This window comes from Azoarcus sp. DN11 (assembly GCF_003628555.1).
Taxonomy (GTDB): Bacteria; Pseudomonadota; Gammaproteobacteria; order Burkholderiales; family Rhodocyclaceae; genus Aromatoleum.
The window spans coordinates 2,995,742-3,011,986 of the sequence record NZ_CP021731.1; the positions used below are offsets into that span (position 1 = coordinate 2,995,742).

General features: G+C 64.1%; 13 protein-coding genes and 1 pseudogene. 8 read left to right on the forward strand and 6 right to left on the reverse strand.

What is annotated here, in order from left to right; all coding sequences use genetic code 11:
- The first annotated feature begins 471 nt into the window (after positions 1–471).
- From CDA09_RS13775 to CDA09_RS13785, 4 genes are read left to right on the forward strand one after another with little or no spacing between them, the layout of a single operon-like run.
- Complete coding sequence (locus CDA09_RS13775; protein WP_121429190.1) at positions 472–1,722, forward strand: tyrosine-type recombinase/integrase; 1,251 nt, start codon at positions 472–474, stop codon at positions 1,720–1,722.
- On the forward strand, positions 1,719–2,660 hold the full coding sequence (locus tag CDA09_RS13780; protein WP_121429189.1) for a tyrosine-type recombinase/integrase: 942 nt from the start codon (positions 1,719–1,721) through the stop codon (positions 2,658–2,660). Before CDA09_RS13775 ends, CDA09_RS13780 begins: the two co-directional genes overlap by 4 nt.
- Entirely contained in the window at positions 2,657–2,815 is a 159-nt protein-coding gene (locus tag CDA09_RS23370) for a site-specific integrase (protein WP_164844417.1), read from the forward strand. The genes CDA09_RS13780 and CDA09_RS23370 overlap by 4 nt, the downstream gene beginning before the upstream one ends.
- Positions 2,812–3,810, forward strand: coding sequence for a site-specific integrase (locus CDA09_RS13785; RefSeq protein WP_121429188.1), 999 nt, complete (start codon positions 2,812–2,814; stop codon positions 3,808–3,810). Before CDA09_RS23370 ends, CDA09_RS13785 begins: the two co-directional genes overlap by 4 nt.
- A gap of 152 nt (positions 3,811–3,962) precedes the next feature.
- On the opposite strand, the pseudogene CDA09_RS13790 reads toward CDA09_RS13785, so the two are convergent.
- Positions 3,963–4,247 (reverse strand): annotated as a pseudogene (locus tag CDA09_RS13790) (tyrosine-type recombinase/integrase); the annotation flags it as partial.
- 148 nt (positions 4,248–4,395) lie between these two features.
- Between CDA09_RS13790 and istA the strand changes: the two are divergent.
- The 4 genes from istA (at position 4,396) to CDA09_RS13810 (ending at position 11,636) form a co-directional block, all read left to right on the forward strand.
- Positions 4,396–5,889: an IS21 family transposase gene (gene istA, locus CDA09_RS13795; protein ID WP_121429193.1), complete on the forward strand. Its 1,494-nt coding sequence runs from the start codon at positions 4,396–4,398 to the stop codon at positions 5,887–5,889.
- The gene (gene istB, locus CDA09_RS13800; protein ID WP_121426748.1) at positions 5,882–6,703 is read left to right on the forward strand and encodes an IS21-like element helper ATPase IstB; all 822 of its coding nucleotides are present in this window, start codon (positions 5,882–5,884) and stop codon (positions 6,701–6,703) included. The genes istA and istB overlap by 8 nt, the downstream gene beginning before the upstream one ends.
- 276 nt (positions 6,704–6,979) lie before the next feature.
- Positions 6,980–7,618, forward strand: a complete 639-nt coding sequence (locus CDA09_RS13805; RefSeq protein WP_128106569.1) for a hypothetical protein — start codon at positions 6,980–6,982, stop codon at positions 7,616–7,618.
- 643 nt (positions 7,619–8,261) lie between these two features.
- Positions 8,262–11,636, forward strand: a complete 3,375-nt coding sequence (locus tag CDA09_RS13810; protein ID WP_121429195.1) for a hypothetical protein — start codon at positions 8,262–8,264, stop codon at positions 11,634–11,636.
- A gap of 337 nt (positions 11,637–11,973) precedes the next feature.
- On the opposite strand, the gene CDA09_RS13815 is transcribed toward CDA09_RS13810, so the two are convergent.
- From CDA09_RS13815 to CDA09_RS13835, 5 genes are all read right to left on the reverse strand, one after another.
- Positions 11,974–12,408, reverse strand: coding sequence for a hemerythrin domain-containing protein (locus CDA09_RS13815; RefSeq protein ID WP_121429196.1), 435 nt, complete (start codon positions 12,406–12,408; stop codon positions 11,974–11,976).
- A gap of 13 nt (positions 12,409–12,421) precedes the next feature.
- Positions 12,422–13,060: a GTP cyclohydrolase I FolE gene (gene folE, locus CDA09_RS13820; protein ID WP_121429197.1), complete on the reverse strand. Its 639-nt coding sequence runs from the start codon at positions 13,058–13,060 to the stop codon at positions 12,422–12,424.
- Between the two features lie 169 nt (positions 13,061–13,229).
- Positions 13,230–14,354 carry an acyl-CoA dehydrogenase family protein gene (locus tag CDA09_RS13825; protein ID WP_121429198.1) on the reverse strand — a complete coding sequence of 375 codons (1,125 nt, stop codon included), beginning with the start codon at positions 14,352–14,354 and terminating at the stop codon, positions 13,230–13,232.
- 37 nt (positions 14,355–14,391) lie between these two features.
- Positions 14,392–15,192: a crotonase/enoyl-CoA hydratase family protein gene (locus tag CDA09_RS13830; RefSeq protein WP_050416192.1), complete on the reverse strand. Its 801-nt coding sequence runs from the start codon at positions 15,190–15,192 to the stop codon at positions 14,392–14,394.
- Positions 15,189–16,244 carry an acyl-CoA dehydrogenase family protein gene (locus CDA09_RS13835; protein WP_050416193.1) on the reverse strand — a complete coding sequence of 352 codons (1,056 nt, stop codon included), beginning with the start codon at positions 16,242–16,244 and terminating at the stop codon, positions 15,189–15,191. Before CDA09_RS13835 ends, CDA09_RS13830 begins: the two co-directional genes overlap by 4 nt.
- Between the last annotated feature and the right edge of the window lies 1 nt (position 16,245).

Consider the following 16,245-nt stretch of genomic DNA (forward strand, 5'->3'; position numbering starts at 1 on the left):
TACTGTTGGCTTCTACCATCTTTGAGCCCCTTGGTTTCGGCCTCGGGGCGTTGTTGTTTGCGCACCCCGCAACGAGAATTCTTCAGGCCGGCGAGTGGTCGGCCACAACGAGCAGGAAGCATACTGGAAGTTCCAAGCCGGTAGCGAAGGTCCGCTTGAGGCCGATCCTACCCTCCCGGCAGTGCGCCCGTCAGCGGCCGCTCGTCGCTTCATGCGCTCGCGTCGGGCGGCCGTGCCACTGTCAGATCTCGATCTGCTCAGAGATCTCCAAGGCATCATCGACCTCAATGCCGAGGTAACGGACCGTCGACTTTCGAGCCTATTGCCAGCTGGCAATAGGCGGGACTATCTCCCGCGCCGGACTATGTCCCGTGATCGTGATACGGGTTGGAACATCATGGGTCGGTGCTCAGCACACGGTACATAGCGACACTCCTTGTAGGCACTACTGCCTACAGCAAGGAGAAAGTCATGGAACCGTCGTATGAGAGCGCTGTGGCGCTTGTCTGCCGGGCCACTGGCCCGCTTGCCGGACATCTTGGCGCGTTTGTCGCATCGTTGATCGACCAACAGTACGCAGCGAGCGTCGTCCACATCAAGGCGCGGCACGCAGTGTCGTTCGACCGTTGGCTTGCAAAGCATGGCGTGGCGTTGGCTGAGCTCTGCGAAACTCACATCGAGCAGTACCAGCGCCGCCGGCGACGTTGGCGCCGGCGCATCCGCGCCGAGACCCGGCGCCGCGAGTGCTATGAAGTAACTGACCTGCTGCGATTCTTGCGCGGTCACGGTGTATGCGAAGTTGCCCGCGTCGACGCCACACAGGCGGACGAACTTGCTGCCGGTTTTGGACAGCACCTTCAGAATCACCAAGGCTTGGCCGCCGCGACGATCGAGTGCTACACGACTGTCGCACGGGAGTTCCTCTCTGAGCGCTTCGAACGCGACAGGGTCGATCTGCGCGTGCTGCGCGCCGCCGATGTAATCGAGTTCGTGCAATGCCGAACCAAACGCATGCAGCCGCCGTCGCTGAAGCGTGTCGTCAACGGAATGCGTTCGTTCCTTCGCTACGCGCAGTATCGTGGCGAGGTGGCCCCCGGACTCGTTGCATCCGTGCCATCCGTGGCCACCTGGACCACCACGCCACGGCTGCCCAAGGCCATATCGCCCGCTCATGCGCAACGCGCAATCGACAGCTGCGACCTCAGCACTGCAATCGGCCGGCGCGACCGCGCTGTGTTGCTGCTCCTGGCCCGTTTGGGGTTGCGCGCTCACGAGATCATCGCGCTGACGCTCGAGGATTGCGACTGGGACACAGGGCACCTGCGAGTGCGGGGCAAGGGTGGGCGAGAGTGCCTCTTGCCAATGCCGGCCGATGTCGGCGAGGCCATCGCTGTGTATCTCGAACATGGGCGGCCCACCAGCACGGATCGGCACCTGTTCCTGCGCTCTATGGCGCCGATCCGCGGCCTGCTGGAAGGCTCCGATGGGATCGGCTCCATCGTGCGCTACGCGCTCCGGCGCGGCCAGGTCAATGCAGCCCACCGCGGGTCGCACCAGTTCCGGCACGCCTTGGCCGTGCGCATGCTGCAAGGTGGTGCCTCGCTCCCCGAGATCGGCGAGGTCTTGCGCCATCGCAGCCCACAGAGCACGTCCATTTATGCCACGGTGGACATCAAGTCGCTGCGGTCCTTGGCCTTGCCCTGGCCAGGAGGTGCACGATGAACACGCTTCGTGAGACCTTGCTGGGCTACCTTGCACTGCGCCGTGGACTGGGCTTCAAGATGCGCGACGCCGGCCTTCTGCTGCCACGGTTCGTCGCCTTCATGGATGAGCATCAGGCACACCACATCACCGTCCAACTGGCTCTGGAGTGGGCGCAACAGTCCAAGAGCGTTCAACCTGCGGAGTGGGCCCGACGTCTAGGCTTCGTGCGCGGCTTCGCTCGCTACTGCAGCATCACAGACGCCCTCACCGAGGTTCCTCCGCCGGAGCTGTTGCCGCACCGATCGACCCGCGCCAGGCCCTACCTGTACACCGAGTTGGAAGTGCAACGCTTGCTGGATGCGGCACTGAAGCTGCCGACGAAATGGCCGTCGACGCCCTTGCGGCCATGGGTGTTTTACTGCCTTCTGGGATTGCTCAGCGTCACGGGGTTAAGGATCTCCGAGGCACTCGATCTGAAACTTGGCGACGTCGATCTCAATCAAGACTTGCTGACGATTCGGGCTGCCAAGCTTGGCCGATCTCGGCTGGTACCCATCCATCCGAGCACACGCACGGTGCTCGCCGACTACCTTGAGCGTCGCGAACAGTTCCTGGGACCGCGCGGTTCTGCCTACGTGTTTGTCTCCAACCGTGGCACCCGGCTGGACCTTGGCCGAGTTCATCGAGCCTTCTACGCGCTGTCGCGGCAAACCGGCCTGCGCGCGCCCGGCGCAAGCAAAGGCCCCAGGCTGCATGACTTCCGCCATCGTCTTGCCGTCCAGGTGCTTACGCGTTGGTACGAGGCTGGAGAGGATCCGGCGCGGCGCCTGCCGGTTCTGTCGACCTACCTCGGGCACGTGTGCGTGGCAGACACTTACTGGTATCTGAGTAGCTGCCCCGAGCTGATGGCGCAGGCGATGGCGCGACTGGAGCGGCGCTGGGGAGAGTCATCATGAGGAGCCAGGCGAGTCCGGCGCGGCGCCTGCCGGTTCTGTCGACCTACCTCGGGCACGTGTGCGTGGCAGACACTTACTGGTATCTGAGTAGCTGCCCCGAGCTGATGGCGCAGGCGATGGCGCGACTGGAGCGGCGCTGGGGAGAGTCATCATGAGGAGCCAGGCGAGCTTTGCCCCGCTGCTGGAAGGCTTCTTCACACAGCGGCTAATGCAGCAGCGTCAAGCCAGTGCCCACACGATCGCCTCCTACCGCGACACGTTCCGGCTACTACTGCAGTTCGTGCAGAAACGACTTCACAAGGCACCTTCGACGCTGGAGATGGAGGACATAGATGCTCCACTGGTCGTTGCCTTCCTCGACGAGATGGAGAAGGTCCGCGCCGTGACCCCCAGAACACGCAACCTACGCCTGACGGCAATCCACTCGTTCTTCCGCTACGCGGCGTTCGAGGCACCCGTCCATGCCGCGCAGATCCAGCGCGTGCTGGCCATTCCAGCCAAGCGTTTCACGCGTGCCTTGGTCCCGTTCCTGAATCGACAAGAGGTCGATGCGTTACTCGCTGCGCCGGATCAGCGCACATGGTCAGGGCGCCGCGATCACGCGCTAATTCTGCTGGCGGTGCAGACAGGGTTGCGCCTGTCGGAGCTAACCAGCCTTCGGCAGGAGGATCTGCATCTGGGGTGCGGCGCGCACGTGCGCGTAATCGGCAAGGGGCGTAAGGAGCGGTGTACGCCGCTGAGCAAGAACACCCGAGCCGTCCTGGCTGCCTGGGTGAGAGAGCCAGTCAGGGCAACCGCTCAGCCGTTGTTCCCGAACGCGAGAGGCGGGCAATTGAGCGCCCATGGCGTGCACTACCTGTTGGCCAAACACGTTGCCGTCGCTACCAACGCCTGCCCATCGCTGAAGCATAAACGGGTGAGTCCTCATGTGCTTCGGCACACGACGGCAATGGACCTCCTCCGCGAAGGTGCCGAGCAGTGCGTGATCGCGTTGTGGCTCGGTCATGAGTCGATCGAGACGACGCAGATCTACCTGGATGCCAACCTTGAGTTGAAGCAGCGGGTTCTGGACATGACCACACCTCCCGAGGGCAAACCCGGCAGGTATCGACCCGACGATCGCCTGTTGGCCTTCCTGAAGAGTCTGTAGCCGTGCCGATTATGTCCCGCAGGAGTCACACACCCCTTCGTCACCAGGGGGCAGGCGGCGCAGCGGGACATAGTCCGGCGCGGGAGATAGTCGAGCTTGGAATGGCCCAGTAGGATTTGAACGGCCCGCAGGTTCTTGGTCCGCTTGTAGATCAGGGTCGCCTTCGTCCGCCGCATGGAATGCGTGCCGTAGGCGGATGGATCCAGCCCCGCCGCTGTCACCCATTGTTCGACGATCCTCGCATACTGGCGTGTAGAGACGTGCGGCGAACGGTGCAGCCTGCTGGGAAAGAGAAAGTCCTCCGGCTTCAGCTTTGCCTTCTCGATCCATGTCGCCACCGTCGTTCGCGTCGGCTCGGTCAGTTCGAACTGGACCGGCCGCTGCGTCTTTCTCTGGACGACCGCGGTGCGGGACAGCACTTGGTTGCCGTGGGTCACGTCACGAACGCGCAGGGCGACGAGGTCGCATCCGTGTTGCTACGCATTGAAAATTGACCCCCTTTCGCGGGTTGTGCGCGCTGAAAATTGACCCTGGTGATTAACCTGCCTGCTCGATGTTTGAGCAGGGTTCGAGGAGATGATCACCATGAACATGCTGGGCAAGATTCGGCGGTTGCACTTTCGCGACGGTCTGTCGATCAAGGAGATCTGCCGGCGCACGGGGCTGGCACGCAACACCGTGCGGCAATGGCTGAGGGCTGGCGAAGGGGCCGAACCGAGGTACCGGCGCACGGCGCGCGAGATGGTACTGGCGCCCTTCGAGACGCGCCTCGTGCAGTGGCTCGAGGCGGACGCCCGGCGGGCGAAGCGGGAGCGGCGCACGGCGCTGGTGCTGTTTCGGCAGTTGCAGGATCTGGGCTTTGCGGGCAGCTACTCGCGGGTGAGCGAGTACGTGCGACGCTGGCGCGAGGCCGGTGGGAAACCGGCGAAATCGAGCTTCATCCCGCTCAAATTCGAATTCGGCGAGGCCTTCCAGTTTGACTGGAGCGAGGAATCGCTGGTGATCGGCGGCTTCCATCGCAAGGTGCTGCTGGCGCACACGAAGCTCTGTGCGAGCCGCGCCTTCATGCTCGCGGCCTACCCGACGCAGAGCCATGAGATGCTGTTCGATGCGCACACGCGAGCGTTCCGGGTGTTCGGCGGCATTCCCCGGCGTGGCATCTACGACAATATGAAGACCGCTGTCGATAAGGTTGGCGTGGGCAAGCGGCGCATCGTCAATACGCGCTTCGCGGCGATGGCGGCGCACTACCTGTTCGATCCGGATTTCTGCAACGTCGCCAGCGGCTGGGAGAAAGGGATCGTCGAGAAGAACGTGCAGGACAGCCGGCGGCGCCTGTGGCAGGAGGCGCTGCAACGGCGCTTCGGCAGCTTCACCGAACTGAACGCCTGGCTCGAGGTGCGCTGCCAGGCGCTGTGGTCGGAACTGGCGTACCCGGACGCCGAGCACCTCACCATCGCCGACGCCCTCACGCTCGAGCGCGATGCCTTGATGCCGATGGTGCCGAGCTTCGATGGCTACGTGGAGGCCATCGTGCCGGTCTCCAGTACCAGTCTCGTGACGAACGAGCGCAATCGCTACTCGGTCCCGTGCGCCTTCGCCAACCAGAAGGTGAGCCTGCGGCTGTACCCTGAGCGGATCGAGATCCATGCCGAGGACGGCCTGGTCGCCACCCATGCGCGCAGCTTCGAGCGCGGCCAGGTCATCTACGACTGGCAGCACTACCTGCCGCTGCTTGAACGCAAACCGGGGGCCTTGCGTAACGGTGCGCCCTTCGAGGGCTTGCCCGCGCCGCTGCAGCAACTGCGGGCGCTGCTCGTCAAACGCCCGGGGGGCGATCGGCTGATGGCCGACATTCTGGCGCACGTCCCCCGCCATGGTCTGGAGAGCGTGCTGGTGGCGGTCGAACTGATCCTCGAATCCGGCACGCCCAGTGCGGAGCACGTCAAGAATGTGCTCGCCCGCCTGCGTCAGGCGCCCCCACCGACACCCCTCGACACGGCACTCGCGGTGTCCGAGGCACCGCTTGCCGACGCCGGCCGCTACGACCGTCTGCACGCGGAGAACGGTCATGCGTGAGATCGTCGCCGAACTGAAATCGCTGCGTCTGCACGGCATGGCCCAGCGTTACGAGGAATTGCTCGCGGAAGGCGGGGTCGGCATCCAGAGTGCCGGCTGGCTCATCGAGTGTCTGCTCGAGGCCGAGGTCACCGACCGGCATGTGCGTTCCATCCGCTATCAGATGGGGGCGGCGCGTTTCCCCACGCACCGCGATCTGGCCGGCTTCGACTTCGGTAAGTCCAAGGTCGATGCGAAGCTGATCGATGAACTCGCCACCGCCGCCTTCACCGATGCCGCCGCCAACGTCGTGTTCATCGGCGGCACCGGGACCGGCAAGACGCATCTCGCGACCGCCTTGGGTGTGAAGGCGATCACCGAGCACGGCAAGCGGGTACGCTTCTTCTCCACCGTCGAGCTCGCCAACAGTCTGGAACTGGAAAAGGCCGCCGGCAAACAGGGGCGGCTCGCGCACGCGCTGATGCATGTCGATCTCGTGATCCTCGACGAACTCGGCTATTTGCCCTTCAGTCAGGTCGGCGGCGCCTTGCTCTTCCACCTGATCTCCAAGCTCTACGAGCGCACCAGCGTGATCATCACGACGAACCTGACCTTTGCCGAATGGCCCGCCGTGTTCGGCGACGCGAAGATGACGACTGCGCTCCTCGACCGTCTCACGCACCACTGCCACATCGTGGAAACGGGCAACGAATCCTTCCGTTTCCAGCAAAGCAGTCAGACCGCCAAGGCGCGCGTCCGGGCGCGCGAGGCGAGCCGGGCGGCGCGGCCCGTCGAGTCCCTGGATGTGACCGTGGGGCCGGACTCGACATTCTGAGCCCCGAGGGGGAGGAAGCGGCTGCGGGCTACGCCTTCGCCGCTTCCTCCCCCTCGGTCGATACGACTACACTTCAATACAGCCAATCAATGATGAACGGCTAAACCCCCGGGGTCAGAATTCGGTGCACACGGGGGGTCAAAATTCAACGCGCGCGGACAATACGGGAAGTCGCGGGTACGGGGGCTGTGGTTCTTTCGGCAGCACGACTTCTCGGTAACCAAGGACATCCCGGCTTTCCGCTTGGTGCTCGACGAGGAATCGAAGCGCTTCTCGGTGTGGCTACCGTCTCCGCGCTACTCACGGGACTGGGTGTCGGCGCGCGAAAAGGACGAGCCGCATTACTGGCAGCAGAAGGTCCCGCTCGAGGAGTTCGTCCAGGGTGCGCTCGCGGGCCGACTCAAGTACGCTCCGGCCCTAGGCCTGCGGGTACCGCTCGAGGTGTACGCCGGCTACGACCAGTGCTGGCGGTGCAAGCGCGAGACGGGACGCGTGCTCGAGCTGCGGTTCGACATCGGCCGCGTGCTGCCCGGATGCGCAGACCTCACGACCGACCTCTATGGGTTCGCCGAGCACTATCCGGACGGCGAGCGGCTCATTCACACGCTACTGCCGCCCGCGCGTCTGCGGGAAGTCGGCATCGGCCAGCTGCAGCGCCGCTTCAGCAAGACGGAGGGGCAGGCCTATCTGTCTAATGGCTGCGTTCACTGCGGCGCGCTACAGGGGCGTTTCTTCGACCACGAGTTCTACGACGGCGGTGACAAAGTCCTCGAGACCGAAGCGGTCCTCGAAGAGGCGTTCGTACGGCGGCGCGACAACCGGAACCGTGTCTACCGCTGGTGGTTCGACACGCGACCGAGCTCGATGCCGTCGGCGGCGCCGACCACCGCCCTGAGCAGCCGGGACTGCGAGTAGTGGTACTCGCGCGGGGCCCCCTCGTCGGAGACGCGCTTGCAGCCGGCGAGGGTCATGCTGTTGTTTTTGGGCGCTATCGCCATCTCAAGCATCAAGCTGTACTCGCACGACACTCCACTCAAACCGGGCCTCGAAGTCTAGTCCGAGTTCTCTGGACGCCGCGAATGGTGGCTTCGGCGCGTCTCGTGTGATTACGCGGCTCGAGCAAAACAAGTCTGCCTGCAATTTCGCCAAGCGTACGCCTCCGGTCGGGTCCGGCCGCATGAAGCCGCATGAACTGGACGCCCGGGGATTTCGGCCGAATGGCCGGCGTCGAGACGGCTGAAAGAGTGATCACGGCCAGAAGTTGACGCTCATCGGCGACGGCCTTAGACGCCTCTATCGAAAGGGCCCTGCGGCGCGCAGACGCCATTCCGGAAGTAGTTCACGGAGTCCTCCGTCGTCGCGCGGAGCAGAACATCTCACCAACTTCGCCCAATGTGGCGAGAGTGGGGGCCACGATCCACTGCTGCGTAGCTGTGATCGCCAGACCTTGACTCGGCATGTAGACTGCCGAGGAACCGGCGAACATGCAGGTGCCTTCCCAAGGACGATGACCTGAAGTGCAGCTTCAGGTCGCGCAACAGAAGAGTCAGGCAAGGACATGAAGTCTCACGACGTAAGCGCGGATAAAACCGTGCCCGAAACCCAAGAGCAAGCGCCCAGCCCTCGCGAACTGATGCGGGCTCGGCACCCCGATCTCTTCTCGGACTCGGTTGTCGAATCGCGTCCCGTTCTGGCGCGTCCAGTGTTCGATCACCACCTTGACACGCTGACCGCACGCAAGGAGGAGTATCAGTTTGAGCACTTCTGCCGGCTGATCGCCGAGAAAGAGATCTGCCCGAACCTGCGGATCCAAACCGGCCCCACAGGCGGCGGCGACAGCAAGGTCGACTCGGAAAACTATCCGGTCGCCAAAGAAATCTCCGAACGCTGGTGGGTCGGGGAACCGGCGGGCGGATCGGAGCGCTGGGCGTTCGCCTTCAGCGCCAAGAAAAAATGGAAACCCAAGCTTGAGGCGGACGTCGAAAATGTGCTCTCGACGAAGCGCGACTACAAGCGGATCTACTTCTTCACGAATCAGCTGGTCAGCGACAGGGTGCGGGCCAGCACCGAGGACGCGCTGACCAAGACCGCAGGCATTCCGGTCCACATCATGGACAGGAACTGGCTCGCTGACCGCGTCTACAGGCACGGCCACCTGGGGCTTGCCATCTCGGCGCTTCAGATCGAGGACGCGTCACACGAGGGCAGCGTGCGGCGCGGGCCCGAAGACACCAGGCGCAAGGCGGACCTGGAGGAGCTTGATGCACAGATCTCCGACCCGGGGCGCTACGAGGGCGCGCGGTACCAATTGGTCGAAGACTGCCTCCGCGCGGCCAATCTCGCGCGCGGGCTGGACAGGCCGCGTGTCGAGATCGAAGGCCGCTTCGCGATGGCCGACCGCATCGCGCGCGAGCTGGCAATCCCCAGCCAACTGCTGCGCGTCGCTTATCAGCGCGCCTGGACGGCCCACTGGTGGTTCGAGGATTTCAACGAGTTCCTCGCCCATTACGACGAGGTCGAGTGCCATGCAGCAGGCTCCACCGAGGCGCATGACCAGGAGCGTCTGCTCAACTTGAACCAGCTGCTGATCACCCTGGAACGTCGAAACCTGGTGCCAGCGGATCGAAGCCGCGCCACCGATCGGTGTCAGGCGCTGGTCGCCCAGCTGAAGGCGCTGGAGGGGGATGAGGCACGGCCGAACAACGCCTTGTTCGCGCGCATGTTGAGGACGTTCGTCAACCTGACCGATGCGATGTACGGCCGTGACTCCCAAGCGCTTTCGACGGCTTGGGCGGATTTGAAGGAGATCGCCGAGGCTTCAAAACAGTTGGGTCAGTTCCCCTTTAGCTCGCTGTTCGGGATGGTTCGCGAGATGAGTGAACTCTTCGACACCCCAGAGTTCGACAGCCTGTATGAACTGGTCGTGGATGTGCAGCGACAGCGCGTGAGCGACGGTGAGGCCGGCGAGTCCTTCAGGTCGCGTGGGCGGCAGAAGATGAGGAATGAAAAGCCCTATGAAGCTATCCGGTGGCTGGGGCGCGCCGAAGAGTTGTTCGTCAAGGAAGAATATCAACGCCAACTGATTCTCACCCTGCTGGATGGTAGCTACGCGTACGAGAGGGTTGGGCTGCTGTGGGCCGCGCGCAATAAGCTCATCGTGGCGATCGAGCGTGCCGTCCGCATGTTCCAGACTGTAGGGGAGATGCCCGGCCTCGCGCACCATTGCTTGCGGCGTCTAACCTGGATCGAGATGCAGCTGGGGCGGATTCCCCAGGTCCTCCAGGCAATCGTCTGGGCCCGATTCTGTGAGGGGCTGCTGACGTCGACCGGGCGTAGTGAGGCGCAGTCGGACCAAGAGACGATGTTGCTGCAGGCCGTGCTCAGCATCCACTTCCTGAACGTCCCCTTCTCTCGGATCTCGGCGCTCGAGCAACTGCCTGACGCCCTTGCCCGGCTCGATCTCGACATGCCGCGACTGGCCGTCCTGTACGCGCTCGGCCATGAAAAACGTGTTAACGAAGAGGGGTTCGCCGAGTCGCCCAAGAACACGAAGGAAATGCTCGAGCTCTTCGAGCGCTGGCAGGATCAGCCCGCCCGCGAGGATCTTCCGAACGAGCCCTCGCTAAACGAAGGGCCGCGCGCGCTGGTCCGCTCGATCATCCTGGGGGCCGAGTTCGCGGTCGATTGCCCGAACGATGCCGCGTCAATCGGCGTCGCAGAATCTTTGCTTGGTGCCATGGAAGCTTTCATGGCCACCAGCGACGAAGAGGATATCCTCCCGCACGCCGAGAGGACGGTCATCCGCGTGCGCAAAGTGAAAGAGCAAGCCACTGGGCCGTCATTCGCTTGGCTGGACAACGTCGCGGGTGTCCATGCGGAAATTGTCACCGGCGAGTGCGTTGACTTCCAGAATAAGGAAGCGCTGACACAGTTCACCGATTTCCTGTGCGATACCACGCTGACCGTTGCAGCGCGTCAGTTCATCATCCGCGATGCCGAAGCGTGGATGAGGAAGGTTGCCGGAGAGGAGCGAGGTTTGGCTCGAGCCGCAATGCTGGGCAACGTGGTCGCCATTGGACGAAACCTTTTTGGCAGCGACGCCAAGGTCCGGCTGTCCGATTGGATGGGCGACAACGACAAATACTACGACTGCCTGCGTGACCAGCACTGGCGGCCGAACCGCACTGTTTCCAAGCGCAACGACCTCAAGGGTACGATCAAGCCCGGCGACGGCCCTCCGCCAGATGAGCTGATGGACACCTCTCAGCGCAAGCACACCCAACGCAAGGTGTTCTCACCCATCGACATACCGGTCTGGGACAAAGCCGGCTGGGGCGGGACGTGCTACGGGTGGGACGACCGACAGCCACCATTCATGGGGCTGATGTTTAAGAACCTCGAAGCTGGCAAGAAGATCTTCACGGACTGGCTTGCCCGGTGGGGCCGCGATGAGCCCGAGGATGCTTTGCGCGTCACGATCGTCACAGGCATTTCCAAGAGCAACCCTCATCACTACGCCGTGGTCGTTGGGCCCAACATCGATCTCATCACTGCGGACGTTAGATCCGGGAGCACGGTCAGCATGGTCTCGCGCATCAATCGGATGACACCGGCAACGTCGGAGAACCTGACGAATTTCATGAAGGTGTTCAACAAGTTCGACGCCTTCTTCCTGATGCCCGCGCAGTTGCCCCGCAGCAAGCAAAGCAGCCCGGAGATCGAGTTCCAGCTCGGACTGCTCAAGCGCCACCTGCACGTCCGCCCCGCCTGGCAAATTGGCGAGAACGACCACGACATCGTCGCTCTGGACGATGAAGAAGACCCGTTCATTCCTGAGGGCGTCGTGGACGCTCCTGTGATCAAAGCAATGGCCGCGCGACGCGCCCGGAAGAACGGACGCATAGGGCCGGACTCCGGCGGTTTCCAATCCTGACCGCCGTCGCAGCATCGTTGCTGGTAGCTTACCGACCAGCAACTTTGGGGCGAAACGTTCAGGACAGCGAACGTGACTTCAGGGTCGACACCAGTTCGATGAACGAGAGACCTGCCGTTCGACGGCATTGAGGGCCGTACGGCAGTTGCCGGCAGCACTGCCGCCACTCATTCGGTGCGGCCTGGCCGGCAGCTGAGGCCGAACGACGGTCATTGCGCAGGGAACATCACAACTGAGCGATGAATGGTCGCACGAGTTACCCTTTGGATACTGCAGCCAACTTCACCGACCTAACCCGGCTGCCATAGCCGCCGCAGCACGCCTACCTACCCGACCTTCAGGTCGTCGCCGCGCGCTTCAGCACCAGCGGCACGCCGCCCGTGCTGCGCTTGACCATCCATTGCGCCAGCGCCGAATCCATGTAGGTCGCATGGCCCGGGAACCACTCCTCGAGCGCGACCGCGAGGCGGCGCCCGACTTCGATGTTGCCCGCAGCGACCATCTGCTGCACTTCGCGCACCGACGCCATGACCTTCTCGTGTTCCTCGACGTGGCAGTCCCGTGCCGGGAAGTTTCCCGCGGACATCCAGGCGGCTTCCTCCGCGAAGTGGTGCTCGGCGTGGGCGGCGAAACGGTCGAGCAGCGCCGGGAAGACTTCGTCTCCGACCACCTGCATGGCGTGCACAAGCTCGACAAACTCGTGGTGGATGTCGTCCATCGGCCCATAGCCGAGGAGGAATTCGTCGCTCCAGGGGGTCGCCTGCTCGCTCATTTCCGGTCTCCTTTCAGGTATTCGGCAGGCCACGCGGGCCGCCCATGCCGATCATCGCAAGGAATTCGCGCCGCGTCGAGGCGTCTTCGCGAAACGCGCCGACCATCCGGCTGGTGACGAGGCCTGCGCCGGGCTTGTGCACCCCGCGCGTGGTCATGCACTGGTGCGAGGCCTCGATGACAACCGCGACGCCCTTGGGTTGCAGCACGGAGTGCAGCGTGTCGGCGATCTGCACCGTCATTTTTTCCTGGATCTGCAGGCGTTTGGCGTAGATCTCGACCAGCCGCGCGAGCTTGGAGATGCCGACCACGCGGTGGTTCGGCAGGTAACCGATGTGCGCCTTGCCGATGATGGGCGCCATGTGGTGCTCGCAGTGGCTTTCGAAGCGGATGTCGTTCATGACGATCATCTCGTCGTAGCCCTCGACCTCGGAGAAGGTGCGAGCCAGGATTTCGGCGGGGTCCTGCGAATAGCCGGCGAAGAATTCTTCGTAGGCGCGCACGACCCGCGAGGGCGTATCGACGAGCCCCTCGCGGCCCGGTTCGTCGCCGGCCCAGCGGATGAGGGTGCGTACGGCGTCTTCCGCCGCCTCGCGCGATACCCCACCGCGCAGGTCCGGGTCGCCGGCGTCGTCGATTTGCCCTTCTTTCATGCTGCGTTCTCCCGTTTGTCCTGCGGCGTGCGGGGGCGCCCGTGACGCCGGGCGTCCCCACAGAAGAAAGAGCGGGACCGTGTTGCCGAGGTCCCGTAAACCGGCAGCGCACCGCGCACCGTCGGAGGAGAAGACATAATCTGCGTCACGCCCGCGCGGTCCGGTCTGCTCAGAGCGAGCGGGCGATGATTTCCTTCATGATCTCGGACGTGCCGCCATAAATGCGCGCGACGCGTGCATCGACCCAAGCGCGGCTGATCTTGTACTCGCTCATGAAGCCGTAGCCGCCATGCAGTTGTAGCAGTTCGTCGAGCACCTTGCCCTGCATCTCGGAGCCGACCAGCTTGCACATCGCGCCGACCTCGGGCGAGAGTTCGCCGCGCATGGCCTTGCCCAGGCAGTCGTCCACAAACACCCTCAGCATGGTCGCCTGCGCCTTGCATTCGGCGAGCTTGAACTTGGTGTTCTGGAAATCGAAGACCGTCTTGCCGAACACCTTGCGCTCGCGCACGTACTCGAGCGTGTCGTCGATCAGCGCCTCGATGGAGGCTGCAGCGCGAATGCCGATGATGGTGCGTTCCCACGCGAGCTGGTGCGTGAGATAGCCGAAGCCCTTGTTCTCGTCGCCGAGGCGATTCTCGACCGGGACACGGACTTCGTCGAAGAAGAGTTCCGAGGTGTCCTGGCCCTTCAATCCGATCTTTTCAAGCAATCGGCCCTTGGAGAATCCGGGGCGATCGGCCTCGACGCAGATTAGCGTGAGCTCCTTCGCATTCGGGTCGAGCTTGGTCGCGGTGACCATCAGGTCCGCGTTGCCACCGTTGGTGATGAAGGTCTTCTGGCCGTTGATGACGTATTCGTCGCCGTCGCGCCGTGCGCTGGTGCGCATCGAGCGCAGGTCGGAACCGATGCCGGGTTCGCTCATCGCGATGACACCGATGATCTCGCCCGCAACCATCCGCGGCAGCCACTTCTTCTTCTGCGCCTCGCTGCCGTAGGCAACGATGTAAGGGGCGACGATCTCGGAGTGGGTCGTGAAGCCGATCGCGGTGGCATTGACCCGCGCCAACTCCTCGATCATCACCGCCGAGTGGCCGAAATCGCCGCCCGCACCGCCGTATTCCTCCGGCACCGTCGAGCACAGCAGGCCGACCTCGCCCGCCTTGCGCCAGACCGACTTCGGGACGATCCCGACCGTCTCCCACTCGTGCAGGTGGGGGACGATCTCGTTCTCGATGAAGCGCCGCGCCATCTCGCGGAACATTTCATGATCTTCACGGAATACGGTCCGCATCCTTGTACCTCCGCCTGTTCTCGTGCAGTTTCCCGGCTCAGCGGCCGGTGAATTTCGGTTCGCGCTTCTCGACGAAGGCCGCGACCGCTTCCATGTGATCTTCGGTGTGATGGGCAAGCGCCTGGTAGGCCGCCGACATCTCCAGCAGCGAATCGAGACGCATGTGCTGGCCTTCACGCAGCAGGCGCTTGGTGAGGCGCAGGCCGTGGGCCGGATTTGCCGCCATACGCCGCGCAATGCCCAGCGCCGCGGTCTCGAGCTCGGCAGCGGGTACCACCTCGGTCACCAGGCCCCACGCGAGCGCGGTCTGGGCGTCGATCGTGTCGCCGGTAAACGCCATCAGGCTGGCCCTGGGCATACCGACGATGCGCGGCAGCAGCCACGCACCGCCATCACCCGGCACGATGCCGAGCTTCACGAAGCTTTCCGCGAACTTCGCGGTGTCGGCGGCGATGCGCACGTCGCACATGCACGCCAGGTCCAGGCCCGCGCCGATCGCCGGTCCGTTCATCGCCGCGATGACGGGCACGTCCAGGTCGTAAAGGCATAGCGGGATGCGCTGGATGCCGTTGCGGTAGCTCTCGCGCACCTCGTAGGGCGACCCGGCAAAGATGCCGCCGCGTTCGCGCATGTCCTTGACGTTGCCGCCGGCACAGAAAGCCGGTCCGTTGCCGGTGAGTACGACGACCTTGATCGAGCGGTCCGTACGGACGTTGGCGCACAGGTCGACGAACTCCTGCATCTGTGACGGGTCTGAGAGCGCGTTGCGCGTCTCCGGGCTGTCCATGCGGACGGTGAGGATAGCGTCCTCGCGTTCGAGGATCAGAAAGGGTTTCATGCTGCAGTCTCCTCGAATCCGGCGAGCACGCCGGCGGTAACCAATGGCCACAATGCCTGGGAGCCGGCGCCGCACAGCGCGCGACCGAGTTGCTGCGACCAGTCGGTGAGCGAGCCGAACTCGCTGCGCCACGACCACAGCCTGCGGGTCGTCAGGTGCAGGGCGTGTTCGTGGGTGAAGCCGATCGCGCCATGCACGGCGTGGGCGACACCGGCCCCGATCCCCGCGGCCTCGGAGGCGCAGATCTTGGCCGCCATCACCGGCAGGCGTGCGAGCCGATCGTCCGACTCGGCGAAGGCCGCTTCGGCGGACATCACGGAGGCCGCCGCATGTTCGGCGAGGACTGCAATCTGGTGCTGGATCGCCTGGAAACTGCCGATCGGCTTGCCGAACTGCACGCGCTCACCGGCATACGTGGTGGCCATCGCCAACACGGTTTCGAGCGCTCCCGCGATCTGCGCGGCACGCATCATTGCGCCGCCAAGCTTGAGCACGTCGGCCGACAGTGCCGTCGGCAAAGCCGCGCTTGCGAGCGGCACCACCGCTTCGAATTTGAGCGTGTCGCGCGGTTCGGCAGCCGTATTCACGGTACGGACCACGGTCGCCGCCTCGGTCGGCAGGAGCACCACCGCGGGCGCCGCGCCCGCTGTGACGGCCACCACGTGGCGGACGTGGCGCCCCCACGGCACATCGACAGCGGCCCCGGTGACACGGCCGTTTTCAAGGCGCAGTGTGCCACGCGCGGCAACACTCAGTGTTCCCGACACGGCGGCCAGTCCACTCGCACCCAGCAACCAGTTGGCGAGCATCGCTTCGGGCAGCGGCAGCGGGAGATTGAAGCGGCCGGCCAGACGCAGCACACCGCACACATCCGCCCACGCGGCCCCGGCACCGCCGAGCGACTCCGGCACCAGCGCCAGCGTGAAACCGGACGCTTCGACCGCCGTCCACAGCTCCGTCGGCCATTCGCCGCCCTCGCAAGCCAACACTGCATCGGCGGTGACGAGGTCCGAGAACAGGCGCTCGACAGAGGAATCGAATAGGTCTCTCATG

Coding starts and splice junctions, on each gene's coding strand:
- CDA09_RS13775 (WP_121429190.1), top strand. CDS start 472: ATGGAACCGTCGTATGAGAGCGCTGTGGCGCTTGTCTGCCGGGCCACT.
- CDA09_RS13780 (WP_121429189.1), top strand. CDS start 1,719: ATGAACACGCTTCGTGAGACCTTGCTGGGCTACCTTGCACTGCGCCGT.
- CDA09_RS23370 (WP_164844417.1), top strand. CDS start 2,657: ATGAGGAGCCAGGCGAGTCCGGCGCGGCGCCTGCCGGTTCTGTCGACC.
- CDA09_RS13785 (WP_121429188.1), top strand. CDS start 2,812: ATGAGGAGCCAGGCGAGCTTTGCCCCGCTGCTGGAAGGCTTCTTCACA.
- istA (WP_121429193.1), top strand. CDS start 4,396: ATGAACATGCTGGGCAAGATTCGGCGGTTGCACTTTCGCGACGGTCTG.
- istB (WP_121426748.1), top strand. CDS start 5,882: ATGCGTGAGATCGTCGCCGAACTGAAATCGCTGCGTCTGCACGGCATG.
- CDA09_RS13810 (WP_121429195.1), top strand. CDS start 8,262: ATGAAGTCTCACGACGTAAGCGCGGATAAAACCGTGCCCGAAACCCAA.
- CDA09_RS13815 (WP_121429196.1), bottom strand. CDS start 12,408: ATGAGCGAGCAGGCGACCCCCTGGAGCGACGAATTCCTCCTCGGCTAT.
- folE (WP_121429197.1), bottom strand. CDS start 13,060: ATGAAAGAAGGGCAAATCGACGACGCCGGCGACCCGGACCTGCGCGGT.
- CDA09_RS13825 (WP_121429198.1), bottom strand. CDS start 14,354: ATGCGGACCGTATTCCGTGAAGATCATGAAATGTTCCGCGAGATGGCG.
- CDA09_RS13830 (WP_050416192.1), bottom strand. CDS start 15,192: ATGAAACCCTTTCTGATCCTCGAACGCGAGGACGCTATCCTCACCGTC.
- CDA09_RS13835 (WP_050416193.1), bottom strand. CDS start 16,244: ATGAGAGACCTATTCGATTCCTCTGTCGAGCGCCTGTTCTCGGACCTC.